Here is a 17,766-nt window from a genome sequence, read left to right as displayed (position 1 = left end):
CGACGCACTCGAAGCAGGCACGATCGACGACGTGATCGTCGCGCAGTCGCTGGAGCAGGCAAAGCAGTTGTGGGCCGCGCGCGAGTCGGTCGGCGAGTTGCTGGCCGCCACGCGCCCGCACGCAGCCTTCGACGTGGGTGTGCCGATGGAAGAGATGGAACGTTGCGTCGCGACGCTGCGCGCGCGCCTCGAAGAGAAGTTTGCACAGCAGAAGCATCTGTTCTTCGGCCATCTCGGCGACGGCAATCTGCACGTACTAAGCGGCCCGTACGCCGACGAATCCGCGTTGCTCGATGTCGAGGCGCTCGTCTACGAGACGGTGCGCGAAGCGGGCGGCTGCATCTCGGCGGAGCACGGCATCGGCGTGGTCAAGCGCGCCTTTCTCGGACTGACCCGCTCGGATGCAGAGCTTGACCTGATGCGCAAGCTCAAAACCGCGATAGACCCGTCGAACATCCTCAACAGCGGACGGGTCATTCCTTGAGCCGCCTGGAAGATCGGCGGCCCCGCTCATCAACGGCCAGATCCCTGAAGCGGCCATCGGATAGACGCGCCTAGCGCGCTGCGATCCCCTGGGCTCCGGGCGGTACGCCGGTCACTGATCCAATCGGTTCGAGCGCGCCGTCAGGCTTCACGCGAAAGCCGCTGACCGCGCCGTTTCCCTCCCGCACGTACAGGAACTTGCTGCGGCTGCTGAGCGCCATGTCGAGTGGCGCGCTGAGCGTCCCTGCTGCTGGATTGAGCAAGCTTAGCGTGCCGTCCGCGCCAATCTGCAGACTGCTGATCGTGCCGCTGCCCGCATTGGCGGTATAGGCATAACGTCCGTCGCCGGTTGTGACGAGCCAGCACGGCGCGGACTGTCCCAGATGGATCGAAGCGGTGATCGAATCGAGATGCTTGCCGTCCACGACGTCATATGAGGAAACCGACCCGGACCCGGCTTCGGAGACGACTGCATAACCGCGTGCCGTGATCGAAAAGCCGAACGGAGTCACGCCGTTTGAAGCATGAGGTGTCGCAGTCGAAGCGTAACCGGTAAAACCAACGGCATAGGTGTCTATGAGTTGCGTACCCTTTTCGGTCACCAGCAATTCGTTGCCTTCCGGTGCGAACTTGACCTGCGCAGGCTGGGCGTTGGCTCCGCCAGCAAGCGGCCGTTGCGAGCCGGGTAGCGCAACGAGGTGCTTGCCGAACGCGTCGACGAAGTAACCGCTGATGTTCGGTGTACCGCCGGCATTGACCACATACGCTATGGGCCCCTTCATGGTCACGCTAACAGGCATTTGACCGCCCGATGGCGCTCTGTCGAGCAGCGTCAGCTTGTCGCCGTCGACCGCAAAGAGCGAAACATCGTTGCTGCCGGCATTCACGGCGAGCAGAAAACCCGAGTCCAGCGTCAGCGAACCTTGCGAGCCTAGCGGATCGGCTCCCGTGCCCGCGCCTTTTCCGCCGGTTGAGTAACTGGCCGCGTAGGTCAGTGTTCCGTTTCCAGCGCGAGAGAAGACCATGACCGAGTTTCCGGACGGCTGATTTGTCAGGACGTAGACCGCCCCTCGCACATCGGCCTCAGAATCCGCTCGCGCAACACTAATTGAAGCGAATCCCAACGCCGCTGTGAGCGCGATGGTTCGATAGAGAAACGATGACCTGCGGGTGACATATGACATGGCGAACTCCTGATTCGGTAGACTCGATTTCACTGAAGGTACCGCCACTGCACTGAGCGCCGGCGCTTCTCCCGGCGCGTCAATATGTGATTTGGAATCCTTATCAAACATTCGAAAAGGATTCCACGTCATTCCAATCTTCCCGACCTGCTCAGAGCCCTATGCTGGCGACTCGCGCCGCACCGATAATCGCACCGTCCGTTGACTGAATCAGAATTGCCGCCTGTTCACCGGCAGGGGTCGCGCTTTCAAGCTTCAGCGGCGCACCCGTCCATTCGCCGACGGTTTGTATCGAGCGAACGATATTCGATTCCCTGAGCGTGCGACCTGTGTTTTCGCCTCGCGCAACGTTCGTCACGTGCCCGGCGTCATAGCCAACCAGCACGACTTGCGCATGGCCGGCGCCGCGCCCAACCGTGACCGATATCGTCCTGCCGTGACGCACAGCACTCACCGCCACCTCGGCCTCATCAGCTTTTTGGGCTTTCGCGATCGCCGCTTCGGCGGCACGCCGGTTCGAACCAACCAGTCCCTTCTGACCGTCGATGACCATTTCCGGCGTATAGGGACTGTCGCCGAAGCGGGCGCTGTACTCGGCCTGGCGCTGTGTGGCCGCCTCCAAAGAGTAAGGGTCCTGCCAGCCCAGACTGTTCCAGTACGTCACATGAAAGGCGAGTGGAAGCAACTCAGGGCGATCACGAGAGAGCTCCGACAAAAAAGCATCGGCCGGAGGGCAAGAGGAGCACCCTTCGGAAGTAAACAGCTCGACAACGACTGGGCGGGATGACGCCACAATGGGGGCGGCAAGCAGGAAGGACGCGACAGCAACGAGCCGTACAAGCATGATCGATCTCCAGGGCGACGGGATTGCCGTTGAATTCGTCGCGCGCGCTCACTGAGTCCACCGCTCCAGGCAGACCCGCATACCCACTGCATTCAGGGGCACCAACAAGCCGCGTTCAGCCACGGACATTCGTTGCCCGAGACCGTTAGTTCGTTGGGTAACGCTTTCTGGTTACAGCTGGAGAAGTTTTTTTGCGAGACCAGGCGGGATAGGTGATTTCGGATCGAGGGTCGCCCAATGCTTACAGGGCGACGGGAGCGCGCCGTTGGTCGGCCGGCCGCAACCGGATCTCACGCACGGAGTGGGGAATGTCACGTCGATCAAGCGGCGAGCCGGCCTGCTGCCGGCTCCGCCAAAGCTCGCTGCCGAACGCGGAAAGTCACACGCGAAAATCCGCCGCCATGTCTTCGTCGCTGCGCGCCTCGAGTTTTCCGGAGCGGCAGGCTTGCATGAACGCCTTGTAATCGGCCTCGTTCTGCGCGGCGTACGCCAACGAATACTCGGTTAGCGCTTCGGCGAGGCGGTCGCCATTGCCGAGATAGGCCGCGATCTCGACAGCCTTTCCGCTCGCCTTGGCATGCGCGCGAGCGAGCGCCCAACCGCACAGGCGCGCGTAGCCTTGCATCAAGGTGCTGTTCATCCGCTCCACTTCCGCCGACACCTTCATGTCGCGCAATTGGCGGAAATAGAAGTTCCTGCCGGCAGGCCCCGAAGTCCAGCCGAGGAACGAATCGCTGGCCGCCTGCAGCAGCCGCTGGCCGACTACTACGCGCTGGCCCTGATGCTCGAGGCCGGGCGCCTCGTAGTATCTGGCGATTACGGACCCGCGCGCCTCCTTGACCTGCAGGAACAGCGGCTTTCCGTGACCGTCCACGAACAGCATGACAAGGCAGAACGTGCCGACACTCCCAACGCCCACCACCTTGAACGCGATATCGTGAAGCTCGTATTGACCGATCATCATGCGGCGCTCGGTCGAAAGCGTGCTCAGGTATTCGTCGAACGCCTTGGCGAGTTTGCCTTGCCACGCTTCGGCGTTGGACCAGTTGCTATCCTTGCCGAGCAGCGAATTCGGCCCGGTGGGATGGAACAGCGCGGGCGGTGCGTCCTGAATCGTCCAGCGGCCGTCGCGCAGCGTCGCCATCTTGGCGAGCACGCTTTCGTGCGTTCGCGAAGCCGCCTTTTTGCTCGTCTTGGCGATGAGCGCCCGGCCTTCTTCGGTCGCTGCGGTCTCCATCATGCGCTCGAACGAGATGATCTCGTGCCACAAGTCCAGTGTGCTGTATTCCGAGTACTCGCGCATGCGCTCGGCGTATTCGTGAACCGCGGCCGATACGAACTCCCCGATGGGACCGCGCCCCATGCCCATGTGCTCGCCGGCAATGGCGAAGCTCGCAACGAGCCGCTTGAGGTCCCATTCCCATGGTCCGTTTGCGACCTCGTCGAAGTCGTTCAGGTCGAACACCAGTTGCCGCTCCGGCGTCGCGAAGCCGCCGAAGTTCATGAGGTGTGCGTCGCCGCATATGGGAAAGGCAATACCGGAGTTGACCGTTCCGGCGAGATCGTGGGCCTGGATGATTGCGCTGCCACGATAGAAGGTGAATGGAGAGAGGGACATGCGTCCATAGCGCAACGGCACAAGCGCGTCGACCCGTCCTGCGCTGTTTGCCCGCAGCAGTTCGACAGGGTCGCGTTCGGTGTTGCCGATCTCCGCGTGCCGGGAACGCTTCGCACGTTCGCGCGCCTGACGCCCCGCTGCCTGCCTTTCAGCCAATGTTTGCGTGCCCGCCATTTGCCCACCTCGTTCTGGGTAAGTTTTTTGATGCGCGTTCAGCCGACCCCATTCAGTCTAGCATCGAGTCGTTCGTTGTACTGCCCTATTTGATGGCCATGCAGTCGTTGCTACTCGCGAGTTTTCGTTCGCAAACGTCGCGCAATATCCCTTCCTTCAGGTGTCGAATTTGCCGTATGAATCGTATTGCACCAACGGGCAATGATATTGCCCCAAGCACCTATAGCCGCAATCGGGAGACTCTGCGAAAAGTGTTACCAGAGGTCTTGATCGATCTCGCAGGCCGCCTGCGCCTGATATTTCCACCCCTAACCCGGAGGTGATCATGTCTGAACCGGATGACGCGGCAAAAGCGAGCGGACGCAGAACATTCCTGAAGAACGTGGCAGTGGCCGGGGTGGCCACAACGCTTCCCGGCGCGGTAGGCGAGGCGCTGGCGCAAGCCGGTTCGAGCGCAACCCCGACGGGCGGCGCGTCGAAGCCGGCTTCGGCCGCGACCATCGCGGTGAACAAGCAATATGCCGACTTCCTTTCCTTCGAAGACGCACAGGACTTCGAAGACGCCAAACGCGGGCTCATCGCAACGCTCCCCGAACCCGTCATCATCAAGCAGGCAAATGGCACCCCGGCGTGGGATCTTCAGCAGTTCGCGTTCGTGAGCGGTGGCCCGGAGAACAACTCGCCACCGACCGTGAACCCGAGCCTCTGGCGCAACGCCAAGCTGAACATGAATCACGGTCTCTTCGCGGTGGTCGACGGCGTCTGGCAGGTGCGCGGCTACGACCTCTCCGTCATGAGCATCATTCGCGGCGACCACGGCTATATCGTGGTCGATCCGTTCATCACGACCGACGTGGCCTCGGCAGTCTGGAAGCAACTCGTCATTCCGCATCTTGGCGACAAGCCCATCACGCACGTCGTCTATACGCACAGCCACGTAGATCACTACGGCGGCGTACGCGGGCTCGTGAGCGACGACGACCTGAAGTCCGGCAAAGTTCAGATCGTGGCGCCCGCCGGCTTCACCGAAGCGGCCGTGGGCGAGAACATCATCGCCGGGAACGCCATGGGGCGCCGTGCGAGCTACATGTACGGCTCGCTGCTGCCGCGCAGCCCCACGGGCATTGTCGACGGCGGCCTTGGCAAGACGACTTCGGTCGGCACGATCACGTTGGCCGTGCCTTCCATGTTCGCCGAAAAGACCGGGCAAAAATTGACGCTCGATGGCGTGGAGGTCGTGGTGCTGATGGCGCCGGAGTCGGAGGCGCCTTCGGAGTTCATGTTCTATCTGCCGAAGTACAAGGCATTCTGCGCCGCGGAAGACGCCACCCATACGCTGCACAATCTGTACACGCTGCGAGGCGCGAAGGTTCGCGACGCCCTCCTCTGGTCGAAGTACCTGCAGTCGTCGCTCGACATGTTCGGCGACGACATGCAGGTGGTGTTCGCGTCGCACTACTGGCCCACGTGGGGCAACGATCGCGTTGTCGCCTTCCTGCGCGCGCAACGCGACATGTACCGCTACATGCACGACCAGGTGCTGCGCATGGCCAACAAGGGCATGACGCCGCTCGAGATCGGCGAAGCGATGCGGCTGCCCGACAGCCTCGCGAAACACTGGTTCTGCCGCGGCTACTACGGCACGGTCTATCACGACGCCGTTGCGCAGTACAACCTGCGGCTCGGCTTCTTCGACGGCGTACCGGCCAATCTGCACCGCCTGCCGCCGACCGACGCCGGCAAGCGGTACGTGGAGTTCATGGGCGGCTCGGCCGCCGTCCTCAGCAAGGCGCACGGGTATTACAGCAAGGGCGAGTACCGTTGGGTCGCGGAAGTCGTGAATCACGTGGTGTTCGCGGAGCCGCAAAACACGGCCGCGAAGCAACTCCTCGCCGACACCTACGAGCAACTCGGCTACCAGTCCGAATCGGCGTCATGGCGCAACTTCTATCTGACCGGCGCCATGGAGCTGCGTAAAGGCATTCAGCAACTGCCCGCCCCGCAGCCGCAAAGCCCGGACACCATCCAGGCCATGCCGCTCGACATGTTCCTCGATTACCTCGGCATCCGGCTCAACGGCGACCGTGCGGCCGGCAAGACGGCCGAGTTCAACCTCAATCTGACCGATACGAAAGAGAACTACGTGCTGGGCGTCGAAAACAGCGCGCTGCACTATTCGAGGAACAAGAACTCGAAAGCGGCCGACGCGACAGTCACGATGACACGCGCCAACCTCAACGACATCATGATGGGCAAGACCAACATGCAGAAGCTCGTCATGGCTGGCGACGTGAAGGTCGACGGCAATAGCCAGAAACTCGGTGAGTTCGTTTCGTGGCTCGACACCTTCGACTTCTGGTTCAACATCGTTACGCCGTGAGGTTCCGCCATGTGCGCAGTCTGTGAGTTCAAGATCGAGTTCGGTATCAGCCACCCGCTCGCGCTGAGCGTGGCCGTTGCAACGCGAAAGGCGATCGAGGCGGATCTGATCGAAGCGGTCGACATCGACGAGGGCGCGCTCGCCGCGGCGCGAAAGCGCATGGCCGCGGTCGAGGCGTTGAATCTGCTGCAAGCGCGCATTGAAGACGCGCACACGGAGGCGTGTCTCCTCGACTTGCCTGACTTTTATGTCCTGCTCATCGAAAACGATACGTGGGGCTTTTTCCACGCCACCACGGAAGGCTTCGATCCGGACATCGTTCCGGAGATTCCCGACGTGACGACAACGGAAGAGGCGAAACGCAGCAATATTGTCATCATGTCCGAAGCCGCATTGCGCGGCTGGTTAGCCGGTCGATTCGACGTTGAGCACGCGTTTCGCGAGTCGCTTTTCGTGATCGACGGTCCGCAGATTCACGCCGACTCGCTAACCCGGATGTTCTACGCCACGGAGCCTGCCACCGTCGCACCCTGACGCCTTCGGCGCGGCCGCTTCAGCATGACGGCCGCGCCAAGGCAAAACGATACCGCTGCGCGGTTCAACTTTCGCCAGCCAGGCCGCGACGATTATTTGCTCGCCGCAAACCATTTCTGGTAAATCTGTTCATAGCTTCCGTCCTCGTACATCCCGAGCAAGGTCTCGTTGATGGTCTTGCGCAACGGGCTGCCGTTCGCAACTGCGATCCCATACTTTGCAGGCAGGAATATCGGGCCCACTACCGCCAGCTTCCCGTTGCCGAGCCGGCCTGCCCAATACTGCAGCGTGGGCGCGTCGTAGACAATGGCCTGCACGTCGCCGCGCATCAGCATGCGGAAACCGTCGGCGGCGCTGTTGACGCTCACGAACGGCAAGCCGCGCCCGGTGAGGTACTGTGCGGCAACCGTGCCGGGCACTGTGCCGATTGTCTTGCCTGGAAGATCGTCCGGTCCGCGAATATTCGACTGCAGCCGCGCCACTGTTTGCAATGACGTCACGGTCGCCGTGAACTGCGCGATCAGCACCACCCCGATCAGCCACATTGCGGGCACCAGTATCCTTTTCCAGAGCCCGGCGCTCTCGCGCTCGCCATGTTCGCCAGTCGCGATGATCAGCATGGTCACCCAGAGCCCTTCGCCGACTGCGCGCAGCCAGGGCTTCTGGAAGTTGGGATCGTTGCGGCGCTCGATCAACCATACGAGATTGGCGAGAACGAAGACGATCACGACGGAGACGGCAAGGAACTGCCCGAGGGCGAGCCACGGAACCGAACGGAGCGAAGCGACGAACGAGCTGTCGCTTTGCGCGCGCACCATGATCTGCAAACCGGAATCGAAATACGGCAGCGAGAAGTCGACGCGCTTTTCGCGTTCCGGCGTCAGGGTGATCGCCGCGATGGCGACATCCGCATCGCCACGCTGTACGACGCTCAGCAGATCAGGCTGGTTCGCGACGCGATCCCATGTGAAATCGACATGCATGCGGCGCGCAATCTCATACCATATGTCGATGCTGAAGCCCACCGGGGTTGCCGTCTCCGGCAACACAAACGGGGCGACCGTGGCGATCGCCACCCGCAGCGCGCCGCCTGGCGCAGTGCTCGCGCTCGCAGGCGCGGCGGCGGCCGCCTGAGATGGCTGTGCGGCTTCGGCGGCGGCGCCGGATGGTGCCGGCGCAAACAGGACCAGGCAGAACATGAGCAGCCACCAGGCCGGCTTCGTCATGGCGTCCCTCCATAGGCGACTTGCGTGCGTTGCGGCGATGAGATCCAGTATAAGAACCGTCGCCCCTGGCGGGTAGCGGCGCCTTCGTGACAATGACCGGTACCACTCAGAAACTGAGCGCAACACCGAGCGACGCGCCCGTCACATCCTTGCCGAACGCGTAGCGGGCCACGATGCGCAAACGCGAGAAGAGCTTGGTGACCGCGCCGGTGTCGATTTCGATACCTGCGCCGAGCGACGTAAGCTGATTGAAGCCGAGGATGTCGGCCTGACTGCCGAGGTAATCCGAGTGCGACAGTTCGAGGACATAGCGCAGCGGCCGGTTGAACGCGAGCAGCCCGGTCGGTGCGCGCCAGCGCGCGTAGAGATTCGTGGACTGCGCATTCGCGGTCCCGCGCACGCCGCTGGACGATCCGAAGCTCTGCAGATAGATGTCGGTGTAGCGCAGTTCGAGGTCGAACTCGTAAGGCTCCTGGCGGGGATACCAGCCAATCATCAGTGAGCCGCCAAGTCCATACGCATTGAGCCTGCCGTTCTGGATGAAGTCGATGTTCTTGTCGGTCTTCCGGTTGACGAGGAATTGCGCCGCGGTCGCGTCGCTGATCACCTCGCCGAGCGAGAAGTTGAAGATCGGCCGGATCACGAGATCCTTCTTTTCGTTGAGCGGAAAGTCCCAGCCTATGCCGCCCGTGGCCGCCACGTTGGTCCAACGGGTGGGCAGCGCGCGCTCCTGCTGGCCGTCCGTGGCGACGAACGTGGGATCGTAGCGGGACCCGCCGATCGCCCCCTCCAGATAGAGCGGAAAACTCTGGCTCAGCGTAAAGCCGCCGCCGAACTGCGTCATGCTCAGCGAGGGGTCGCCCGTGGAGCCGTTGCGAATGCCGAGCGTGCTCGCGGAAAGGTCCGGCGTGACGGTAAAGGACAGCAAGGCAAGCACGGCATTTGCGCGCTTTTGTACATTCGGTCCGGTAAATTCGGGGAGGGACGAAGTTTGCGCCGTCGCCGCGGCGGGCATGAGCAACTGGCTCGCCGCCAGAAGCACGGCTGCGGCCGCATGCACGGCCGTCCCATGTGTGCGGCGCGCGCGTCGGAAAGAGCGCGCTTCAGAACGGTACGTGTTGCCCGGATTCCTGGTGTCGGTGGCCGGCATCATTTCGGGCTCTCCATCTTCGCGCGAGACGCTCGATTTGTCCTTCAGTTCGTCCTTCCGTTCGTCCTTCCGTTCGTCCTTCCGTTCGTCCTTCAGCGCGTAATTTAGCGGCGCCCCCAACGAAAATAAAGGGTTAAGCGCCAGATTGCACCAAAGGGCAATCCAATTGCCCGAACTCCCTATCGCCTCAGTTCGGTGCCTGAGCAAAACTGGCCCTGCGGACTGCCATGCAGCCGCACGATGAAGCGCTATGGGCTCGCCTCGCCGAATGAAAGTCCTGAACGGGGAAGGCGCACAAAGCGCAGTGCATCTGCCACCGGTATGCCGAGTTGCCAGCGCAGTTATCGACGCCATGATCGACAAAGCGAGAGTGACATGCCCGATCAAGATGAAATGAACCCGACACGCAAACTAGCGGCGGCGAAAGATGCCCAAGCCGCCGCGCCCAGCGCGTCCGCGCAGGCGTCTCCACCGTCGGGGATCAACATGCACCCCGAATATGCGCAAGTGATTGCGCGCATGGCCTATGTGTGGGGCTGGCCAATGGTGAACATGCTCAACCGGAGCGCACGTATCACCAGGGCGCCGTACCCTGGCTTGCTCAATGGCGTGCTTCCGGCGGCGCCGCGCGGCCAGGTTGGCATGCTTCATGATTACATCGATCCGGCCCAGACGTTCGTAACCTGCCCAAACCAGGACGTCGTCTACGGCCTCGGCTTCTTCTCGCTCGACGACGAGCCCGTTGTCGCACAGGTGCCCGATTTCGGCGAGCGCTTCTGGGTCTACGCGCTCTACGACGCGCGCACCAACCAGTTCGGCCATCTCGGCAAGGCGTACCAGTCGCGCCACGGCTTTTACCTGCTCGTCGGGCCAAACTGGAAAGGGAGCAAGCCCTCGGGTATCACCGAAATCATTCGTTGCCCAACGGCGCTCGCCAATGCCATTCCGCGCGTGTTCCAGAACGACACACCTGAGGACAAGCAGGCGATTCAGCCCGTGCTCAATCAGATCGTGTTTTATCCGCTCACGCAATTCGATGGCCAGATGAAGACGATAGTCTGGAATCAGGCGCCGATCATCAAGCCACCTGCACAGGCGCAAAACGACAGCGCCGACGGCGGAGAAACCAAGTGGGTCGTCCCGGAACAATTCTTCGAGCAATTCGGCGAGGTGCTGGATACCGTAGCGCCGCTGCCCGGCGAGGAGGCGCTCCATGCGCAATTCCGCTCGCTCATGGAAGTTGCGAACCGCGACCCCGAAATTAAAAAGGCGCTCGTCTCCAGCGCCGTCGACACGGAGCGGGAAGTGATCGCCCCATTCTTCGCGTGGCGTCGTAACGGCGTGCCGGCCGGCAACGGCTGGAACCGCTCGGCCAATAACGCGCAAACGGGCTTCGATTATTTCGACCGCACGGGCACGGCAAAGTCGAACATGTTCGACAATCGCCCCAGCGAAACGCAGTACTTCTATACGGACCTGGACGCGACCGGCGCACCACTCAGCGGTGCGAACACCTACGAGATCGTCTTTGCGAAAGGCGAAGAGCCCCCTGTCAACGGCTTCTGGTCGCTCACGCTTTACAACGACAAGCATCTCTTTCACGCCAACGACCTCAAGCGCTATTCGCTCGGCACCAAGAACACGACGTTGAACCGCAACGCCGATGGCTCCCTCACGCTCTATGCTGGCTCGAAGTCGCCGGGCGCCGACCGGGAGTCGAACTGGCTGCCTGCCCCGGACGGCACGTTCTCGCTTTATATCCGGGCCTACTGGGGCAAGGAGCCCATTCTGGACGGTTCGTGGAAGCCACCGCAAATTCACAAGCGGGGGTAAGCGTCAACAGTCCATGCTCAAGGAAGGGACCCATGATCTCGCACAGCCGGAAGACTTCACCAGTACGCTCGTTGGCGCACGCGGCGACAACTGCCTGCGCCCTGCTCCTCTACGTGCACAGCGCCTTTGCTGCGAACCTCGAGTTTCTGCACGACACGCCGCTCAGTTACATGAAGCAGAAAGACATCGACTCGGTCAAGCAGGCGGCCATCGCCGCACTGAACTCGAAAAGCGACGGCGAATCGGCGCAGTGGACGAATGAAGGCTTGGGCAACGGCGTGAAGATCGACGCCACGTTGACACCTCACGACACCTCGAAGACCGGTGACCGGACTTGCCGCATCGTCGATGTGGTCCTGAATGCGAAGGGGCAAACGCTCAATCTGCATCCGCGCTACTGCCGAACGGGCAACGGGCCATGGCAACTGCAAAAAAAGAACTGAAGAAGATCTCCTCAGAGCATGCATCTGCCATGATCAATGCAAATGCAGCCTGACTGGTTCGCCGGAATCTTCTGAATTTATATGTTTGCTAGCAAAGCAGTAAATCGACGATGAAAAATGCCTAAAATGCCTATCAGATAACTACGATGCACCGAACACACTCAATATCCGCAGCAACTAAAAATGGCATTCGCGCCAAAAGCGGCGTTAGCTCGCCAATCTGTCCGTGCGGCGATCACGACAACATCGCAGGCGCTGTTCGTCCTTCACGCTTTTAAGCAGGCAAACTGACCATCGCTTGTGTGCGGCGCAGCAACTCAGCGAGTGACGTCGCGCCTACCTTGCGCATCAGGTCGGCGCGACAAGACTTGATCGTGCGTTCGGACAACCCGAGTTCCGCTGCGATCTGCTTGTTTCGAAGTCCGGCGGCGATGCCGCGCAACACAACCTGCTCACGGTCCGCAAGCTGCACCGCCGCTGGGTGCCGCACGGGCGCCTGCATCGCGTTCGCACGCAACGCCGTGCCGATCGCGTCGAACAACGCTTGCCGCTCGAACGGCTTGAGCAGGAAATCGACAGCACCTGCCTTCATCGCTTGCACGGTGCGCGGCACGTCGCTGTAGGCACTCATGAACACAATGGGCAATGCCCGCGCGTCGCGCAGCAACGCCTGCTGCAGTTCCAGGCCGCTCGGGCCGCCCAGTTCGAGGTCCAAAAGAATGCATCCCGGACGGTTGTCCAGGGCGCTCACCAGGAAGTCTCCCGCGGAGGCATACACACGCGCCTCGAAGCCGGCGCTCCTCACAAGCCGCGATAATGCAGTCCGCATTGCCGCGTCGTCATCGATAATATGAATCACCGTCTGTTCAAGATCCGTCACGCTTTTCTCCGCCGTTCATCGTGCGATGCGACGATATTCCAGGTTCGTGCAATGGCTACAGCGCGCAATCGTCGCAACTGACTTCTTGAATGCGTCTAACTTATATCGGTTTATAGCAACTTTTCAGAAACCCTGCGCGATTGGCGTCACTATCGTTTTTTGAGGATTCATGCGGAAAATTTGACTAATTCTCGATTATTGTCATTTATGAACGGTATTATTTTCCTGCGCTGCCGTTAAAAATAACTGGCAATGCGTTGGCTTCCGTATGAAGGTGTGAATAGGGATTGGGATTGCCCAAAACGGCAAAATCGTTTGCCGAAATCTCAATGGCCACCCCGTGGCATTGCGAAAACAATCAGGCAGGGAACCAGGCATTCGATCGTGGTTGTGACTGTGCAGGGTGGCGGCGGGCCATTCACGCTGAGGCCCCAATACGGCAGAAACGGCGACGCGACGTGGGAACGTCAAGGTCCACGGCAATCATCGACACGGCTGCACCGCAGTCGGTTCGCGTCAGGCCGTTGCGGTCGCTTTGGCAATCGCCTCGACCAGCACCTCGCCGGGGAACGGCTTGGTCAGCAGCGCATGCGCGCCGGTGCTTTCGACGGCGCCACGCATGCGTGCGCCGTCGTACGCCGTCATGAACACCGCGGGCGGCCGCGGCGCATGCAATGTATCGTAGAAGGCTGGCCCCGATAAGCCCGGCAGTTGAACGTCGATGACGAGGCAGCGCGCTGTGGAGGCGAGTTCGAATAGATTGGCGTCCTCGGCGCTGCGAAACGACCGCGTGCGAAAGCCCGAATACCGCAGCAGCCGCTCGAGGGCGCGCCGCAAGCCGGCGTCGTCCTCCACGATCACGATCATCTGCCGCATCACGTTCATACGACACCCACCTCACCGGTACATCGAGTCTTGTACAGACGCGCGCACAACGCCGTACGGGGTCGGGGCCTGCTCCGCTGGAGTCGTTCGATTACATTGCAATCCTATGCAATTCATTACCTCGATGCACGATCCACGAAAGAGACAGATGAAGCAGATGCATCGCCAACCCATCTATCGAGCATGTGTACGACATGGACCTTCGGTAAAGCATTGCGCGGTTACGCGAGTTGCAACATCGGGACTTGGGGCAATCCCATTTCCCCTTTGGGCAATATTGGGCAGAAGCCTTCCCTTTCGCGATTCCGGCCATTACATTAGGCACTGCAAGCGCGCAGCGCGACGCTGCGAAAGCGCCTGCTAAAACGATGCTTTCACGTTTCTGCGGCTTCTCGCTCATATGCCGGGAGAACACGATGAAGAGAAGGGTTACATGCGTGGCCGTACTGGCCGCGACACTCGTTGCGCCACAGGCTTTCGCACAGGCTTCCGCGCCGGTCGCGGCAAGCAGCGTTGCCAATCCAGTCGATCCAGCGGCAGTCGAAGCGCTCAAGAAGATGGGGGCCTACCTTCAGTCACTCAAACGCTTCAGCGTTTCGACCGAACTCACCGGCGAGCGCGTGCTGGAAGACGGCCAGAAGCTCCAGCACACGGCAACGGCGGACGTAGACGTCGATCGGCCGCACCGCATACGCGCACTCATGTCGAGTGCACGAAGCGAGCGCGAGATCATCTTCGACGGCAAAACGGTTACGCTTTTTTCTCCGGCCCAGAAGTACTACTCGAGCGTCGCGTTCGACGGCACGATCGCGGGTTTGATCGACAAGCTCAACGAGAACTATGGTGTGGAGTTCCCGCTCGCCGATCTGTTCATCTGGGGAACGCCGAACGCGCCCGCTGAGCAGTTCGAGTCCGCCATGTTCGCGGGCCAGGACTATATCGGTTCAGACCTGTGCAATCACTACGCATTCCGCCAGAAGGATCTTGACTGGCAAATCTGGATCAAGGTCGGGGAAAGTCCATTGCCGCGCAAGATCGTGATCACGCGCCGCGACGACGACGCACGCCCGCAGTCCAGTTCAGTCATTGACTGGACGACGCACGCCACCTTCAACGACGCCACGTTCTCGTTCCATCCGCCCGCTGGCGCGAAGAAGATCGAAATCGTTCCGGTCAAGAACAAGGGGTAGGCCCATGAAGACCACACTCATGCGAAATCCCGTCCGGCTCCTTCCTGTCGTGGTCGCTGCCTGCGTTGCCTTCACGGTGCCGCCTTCCGCGAGCGCCTTTAGAGGCGGCGGCGGTGGCGGTGGCGGCGTGCACCCAGGCGGGGGCGGTGGTATGCACGCAGGCGGCGGTGGCGGCGCACGCGCCAACCACCCGCCGGTGAACAACGTGAATGCCGACGCCCGCACGCGCAACGTGCGCAACACGAGCGTGAACAACGTCAACGCGAATCGCAATGTCAACGTGAATCGCAACGTCAATGTGAACGTCCAGAACGACCACCACGGCGGCTGGGACGACGACTACCACCCAGTCGCCACGGCGGCCGCCGTCACGGCCGCCGTGGGCGTGACGTCCGCGGTGGTCGGCTCCATCGTCCGCTCGGTGCCGTCCAACTGTGTGCCGGTGAACTATGGCGGCATGGTGTACCAGCAATGCGGCGGTACCTGGTACCAGCCGCAAGGCGCACAGTACGTCGTGGTCAACGCGCCGTATTGACCTGCCATGCCGCTTCCATCAGCGTAACGCGTACAGTTAGGATGTTCGCACCGCCCCGGGGGCATACGCCCGCGGGGCGGTGCCTTCGCGAACATCGCCGATGACTGGAGTCCGCCATGCACTCGCTGATGGAAAAGCTAAAGGAAGAGTTCAAGAAGGTCTTGCCGCCGACGATCTTTTTCTTCGTCATTCTCCACATCATCGCGCTGGTTCGTACGCTGATGGTCAAGGAAACCGGCATCACGTTGCCCGCCTCGGGGTCCGTGCTGATCGCCTCGCTCATCCTCGGCAAGTCCGTGCTGCTCGCCGACATGCTGCCCTTCATCAACCGCTTTCCCGACAAACCGCTCGTCTGGAACGTCGCCTGGAAAACGCTGATGTACACGATCGTCGCGCTCGTCATTCATTATCTGGAGCGCCTCTATGAGTTCTGGAAAGAAGCCGGCAGTTTCGCTGGCGCAAACCACGAGATGTTCCTCCAGATCAGCTGGCCGCGCTTCTGGGCCATCCAGATCCTGCTGGTGACGCTGGTCTTCAACTACTGCGTGATCGCGGAGCTGGGACGCGCGCTCGGCAAGAGTCGGCTCAAGAGGATGTTCTTCGGCCCGCTGCCCGTATCGCCGGGCCGTTCATAGCAACGACGCGGCGCGTTCCCGCGCCTGCCCCCTAGAAAGCCTTGCGCAACTGCACCCAGCAGTGGACGGACGTGTTGGCGTTCGCGCTGAGTATTTCCGGCGTGCGTCCAAATGGGAAGGCCACACTCGCGCTCAGCAGAAGCTTGTAGGGTCCGTTCCATTGCACGCCAAAGCCGGCGCTGCTCAACTGGCCTGTGTTGGGTCCGGGAACGAACGGGTTCTTGTACTGCTGCACCCACCCCGTATCGACGAAGACGGAAAACTGCCAGATGCCCGGAATGTTCTGGAACGCGGCGTCGTGCCGGTATTCGACCGTCGCCAGATAGCCCCGCGAGCCGGACAGCACGCCAACGTCGTAGCCGCGCACGCTATCGGGGCCGCCCAGGTAGAACTGCTCGGAGGTGTCGAGGTTCTTGCTCGACGTCTGCCCGGAAAAGCCGAAGTACAGCGCATCGCTGTGCGTGAACTGTTGCAGACGCGACAGCGACAGCGCGAGCTTGACGTAGTGGCCCGCGGTATCCGCGCCGAGCTGGTCGATGATATCGGTTTGCAGGTTGTTCGCCGCGAGTACGCCGTAGGTCAGCGCAACGCGCGCATTGCTCACGCCCATCGAATCGAGCTGGTCGCCCGCGAGCGTGGTGGTCACGCTGTTCGTGTGGCGATCGTTCTGGAGTCCGATGATATCGATGTTGTCGTTCAGCCGGCGAAAGTCATATTCGATCTGCCCGTAGAGATTGCCCCGCGTATTGCGGATCAGCGGCTGCGCGAGCACCACGCCGCCAACGAAGGCCGACCCGTGCGCGTCGAGATCGGAGAGATCGTTGCGCAGATGGTAGTTCAGGCCCGACACCGTGGCCCCGAGCGTCGTACCCTGCCCGTTGAGCAGGTAACGATAGTCCATGCGTCCGTAGGTCATGCCGGGGCCCGTCGTCAGCGCGCTGAAGTCGAGCAGGTCGCCCTGGTCGAACAGGCCGTTGATGTTCAGGTTGCCGCTGCCGCGCACGCGACCGCTATAGGGGTCGCCGAAGTTGTCCACCCCGGCGTCGCCGGTCACGCGCTGCTGGGGCGTGACGTCGACGAGCAGATCGGACGTGCCCACCTGTTGCCCGGGCCGCATCGTCGAACTGACCAGCGCGCCCGGAATGTCCTGCAAAAGCAGCAGCGTGCGCTCCAGCTCGAACTCGCTCACCGGCTGCCCCGACTGCAATGCCGCCAGCGTATTGTTCAGCACACGGTCCGATACGCGGCTCTGGTTGTTCAGCAAGACGGCGCCGTAGCGCGCCTCCGCCACGTCGATGCGCACGACGCCGTTCTCGATCGTCTGCGCGGGCACATAGGCCGTCGCGAGCGGGAAGCCGTGCTGGTGATACACCTCGCTGATCTGGTCGGCGAGCGCGTTCAGGTCGCTCAACGTGAGGTTCCTCCCCTCGCTCGGCGCGACGATGGCGTGCAGCATGTCGGCGGGCAATTGCGTGTTGCCCGTGATCTCGATCTGGCGCACCGGAAACGTCTTCGTGTTGTCGGCCGGCGCGTTCTTCGGCGGCTGGATCGTGAGGTCGAGATTCGAGGGCGGCGGCTGCAACTGCGGCTGTGGCGCCTGCTGAAGCAACTGGCCGCTATTCGGCGGCGTCGGCACCCGCACTTGTCCGTGGGCGGCAAAGGCCGTCGCCGCGAGCGCGACGGCAAGACTGATTCGTGTTCTGCACAGGCGCTTCGAGCGAATCTCGATCATGGCATGAAGAGGTCGTGGGGCGCTTGCGCGCGTGCGTTGT

The 17,766-nt window shown here is 61.7% G+C and carries 16 protein-coding genes; 8 read left to right on the top strand and 8 right to left on the bottom strand.

Annotated features, from left to right (window positions below):
- Window positions 1-484, top strand: a 484-nt coding sequence (locus U5A65_RS34005; RefSeq protein ID WP_321949036.1) for an FAD-binding oxidoreductase, incomplete at its 5' end; no start/stop codon positions are given.
- 70 nt (window positions 485-554) lie between these two features.
- Here U5A65_RS34005 and U5A65_RS34000 read toward each other — a convergent pair.
- The 3 genes from U5A65_RS34000 to U5A65_RS33990 form a co-directional block, all read right to left on the bottom strand.
- A complete protein-coding gene (locus U5A65_RS34000) occupies window positions 555-1,799 on the bottom strand; it encodes a lactonase family protein (RefSeq protein WP_321937878.1) in 1,245 nt (414 codons plus the stop codon).
- Window positions 1,800-1,818: 19 nt separating this feature from the next.
- Window positions 1,819-2,511, bottom strand: a complete 693-nt coding sequence (locus tag U5A65_RS33995) for a DUF1223 domain-containing protein (protein ID WP_321949035.1) — start codon at window positions 2,509-2,511, stop codon at window positions 1,819-1,821.
- Window positions 2,512-2,890: 379 nt separating this feature from the next.
- On the bottom strand, window positions 2,891-4,303 hold the full coding sequence (locus U5A65_RS33990; RefSeq protein ID WP_321913457.1) for a DUF2252 domain-containing protein: 1,413 nt from the start codon (window positions 4,301-4,303) through the stop codon (window positions 2,891-2,893).
- 325 nt (window positions 4,304-4,628) lie between these two features.
- Here U5A65_RS33990 and U5A65_RS33985 point away from each other — a divergent pair, with 325 nt between their 5' ends.
- Together U5A65_RS33985 and U5A65_RS33980 are read left to right on the top strand one after the other, a co-directional pair.
- Window positions 4,629-6,683 carry an alkyl/aryl-sulfatase gene (locus U5A65_RS33985; protein ID WP_321949034.1) on the top strand — a complete coding sequence of 685 codons (2,055 nt, stop codon included), beginning with the start codon at window positions 4,629-4,631 and terminating at the stop codon, window positions 6,681-6,683.
- Between the two features lie 9 nt (window positions 6,684-6,692).
- The gene (locus U5A65_RS33980) at window positions 6,693-7,217 is read left to right on the top strand and encodes a hypothetical protein (RefSeq protein ID WP_321949033.1); all 525 of its coding nucleotides are present in this window, start codon (window positions 6,693-6,695) and stop codon (window positions 7,215-7,217) included.
- 92 nt (window positions 7,218-7,309) lie between these two features.
- On the opposite strand, the gene U5A65_RS33975 is transcribed toward U5A65_RS33980, so the two are convergent.
- Together U5A65_RS33975 and U5A65_RS33970 are read right to left on the bottom strand one after the other, a co-directional pair.
- Window positions 7,310-8,443 (bottom strand): transporter substrate-binding domain-containing protein, encoded by a 1,134-nt coding sequence (locus U5A65_RS33975; RefSeq protein ID WP_321949032.1) that lies wholly within the window; start codon window positions 8,441-8,443, stop codon window positions 7,310-7,312.
- 106 nt (window positions 8,444-8,549) lie between these two features.
- Window positions 8,550-9,593 carry a hypothetical protein gene (locus tag U5A65_RS33970; protein ID WP_415766111.1) on the bottom strand — a complete coding sequence of 348 codons (1,044 nt, stop codon included), beginning with the start codon at window positions 9,591-9,593 and terminating at the stop codon, window positions 8,550-8,552.
- A gap of 375 nt (window positions 9,594-9,968) precedes the next feature.
- Between U5A65_RS33970 and U5A65_RS33965 the strand changes: the two genes are divergently transcribed.
- Window positions 9,969-11,426 (top strand): DUF1254 domain-containing protein, encoded by a 1,458-nt coding sequence (locus U5A65_RS33965; protein ID WP_321949031.1) that lies wholly within the window; start codon window positions 9,969-9,971, stop codon window positions 11,424-11,426.
- A gap of 32 nt (window positions 11,427-11,458) precedes the next feature.
- Window positions 11,459-11,869 (top strand): hypothetical protein, encoded by a 411-nt coding sequence (locus U5A65_RS33960; RefSeq protein WP_415766104.1) that lies wholly within the window; start codon window positions 11,459-11,461, stop codon window positions 11,867-11,869.
- A 274-nt stretch (window positions 11,870-12,143) separates the two neighbouring features.
- On the opposite strand, the gene U5A65_RS33955 is transcribed toward U5A65_RS33960, so the two are convergent.
- Both U5A65_RS33955 and U5A65_RS33950 read right to left on the bottom strand, forming a co-directional pair.
- Window positions 12,144-12,749 carry a response regulator transcription factor gene (locus U5A65_RS33955; RefSeq protein WP_321913464.1) on the bottom strand — a complete coding sequence of 202 codons (606 nt, stop codon included), beginning with the start codon at window positions 12,747-12,749 and terminating at the stop codon, window positions 12,144-12,146.
- A 516-nt stretch (window positions 12,750-13,265) separates the two neighbouring features.
- The gene (locus U5A65_RS33950) at window positions 13,266-13,634 is read right to left on the bottom strand and encodes a response regulator (protein ID WP_321913465.1); all 369 of its coding nucleotides are present in this window, start codon (window positions 13,632-13,634) and stop codon (window positions 13,266-13,268) included.
- A gap of 416 nt (window positions 13,635-14,050) precedes the next feature.
- Here U5A65_RS33950 and U5A65_RS33945 point away from each other — a divergent pair, with 416 nt between their 5' ends.
- The 3 genes from U5A65_RS33945 (at window position 14,051) to U5A65_RS33935 (ending at window position 15,994) form a co-directional block, all read left to right on the top strand.
- Window positions 14,051-14,824 carry a DUF2092 domain-containing protein gene (locus tag U5A65_RS33945; protein ID WP_321913466.1) on the top strand — a complete coding sequence of 258 codons (774 nt, stop codon included), beginning with the start codon at window positions 14,051-14,053 and terminating at the stop codon, window positions 14,822-14,824.
- A gap of 4 nt (window positions 14,825-14,828) precedes the next feature.
- A complete protein-coding gene (locus tag U5A65_RS33940; RefSeq protein ID WP_321937894.1) occupies window positions 14,829-15,359 on the top strand; it encodes a hypothetical protein in 531 nt (176 codons plus the stop codon).
- A 116-nt stretch (window positions 15,360-15,475) separates the two neighbouring features.
- Window positions 15,476-15,994, top strand: a complete 519-nt coding sequence (locus U5A65_RS33935; RefSeq protein ID WP_321949029.1) for a hypothetical protein — start codon at window positions 15,476-15,478, stop codon at window positions 15,992-15,994.
- Window positions 15,995-16,025: 31 nt separating this feature from the next.
- Here U5A65_RS33935 and U5A65_RS33930 read toward each other — a convergent pair whose 3' ends face one another.
- Window positions 16,026-17,726, bottom strand: coding sequence for a ShlB/FhaC/HecB family hemolysin secretion/activation protein (locus U5A65_RS33930; RefSeq protein WP_321949028.1), 1,701 nt, complete (start codon window positions 17,724-17,726; stop codon window positions 16,026-16,028).
- Between the last annotated feature and the right edge of the window lie 40 nt (window positions 17,727-17,766).

This window comes from Paraburkholderia sp. J10-1 (assembly GCF_905220165.1).
Taxonomy (GTDB): domain Bacteria; phylum Pseudomonadota; class Gammaproteobacteria; order Burkholderiales; family Burkholderiaceae; genus Paraburkholderia.
This window is presented reverse-complemented; position numbering and strand designations above follow the sequence as displayed.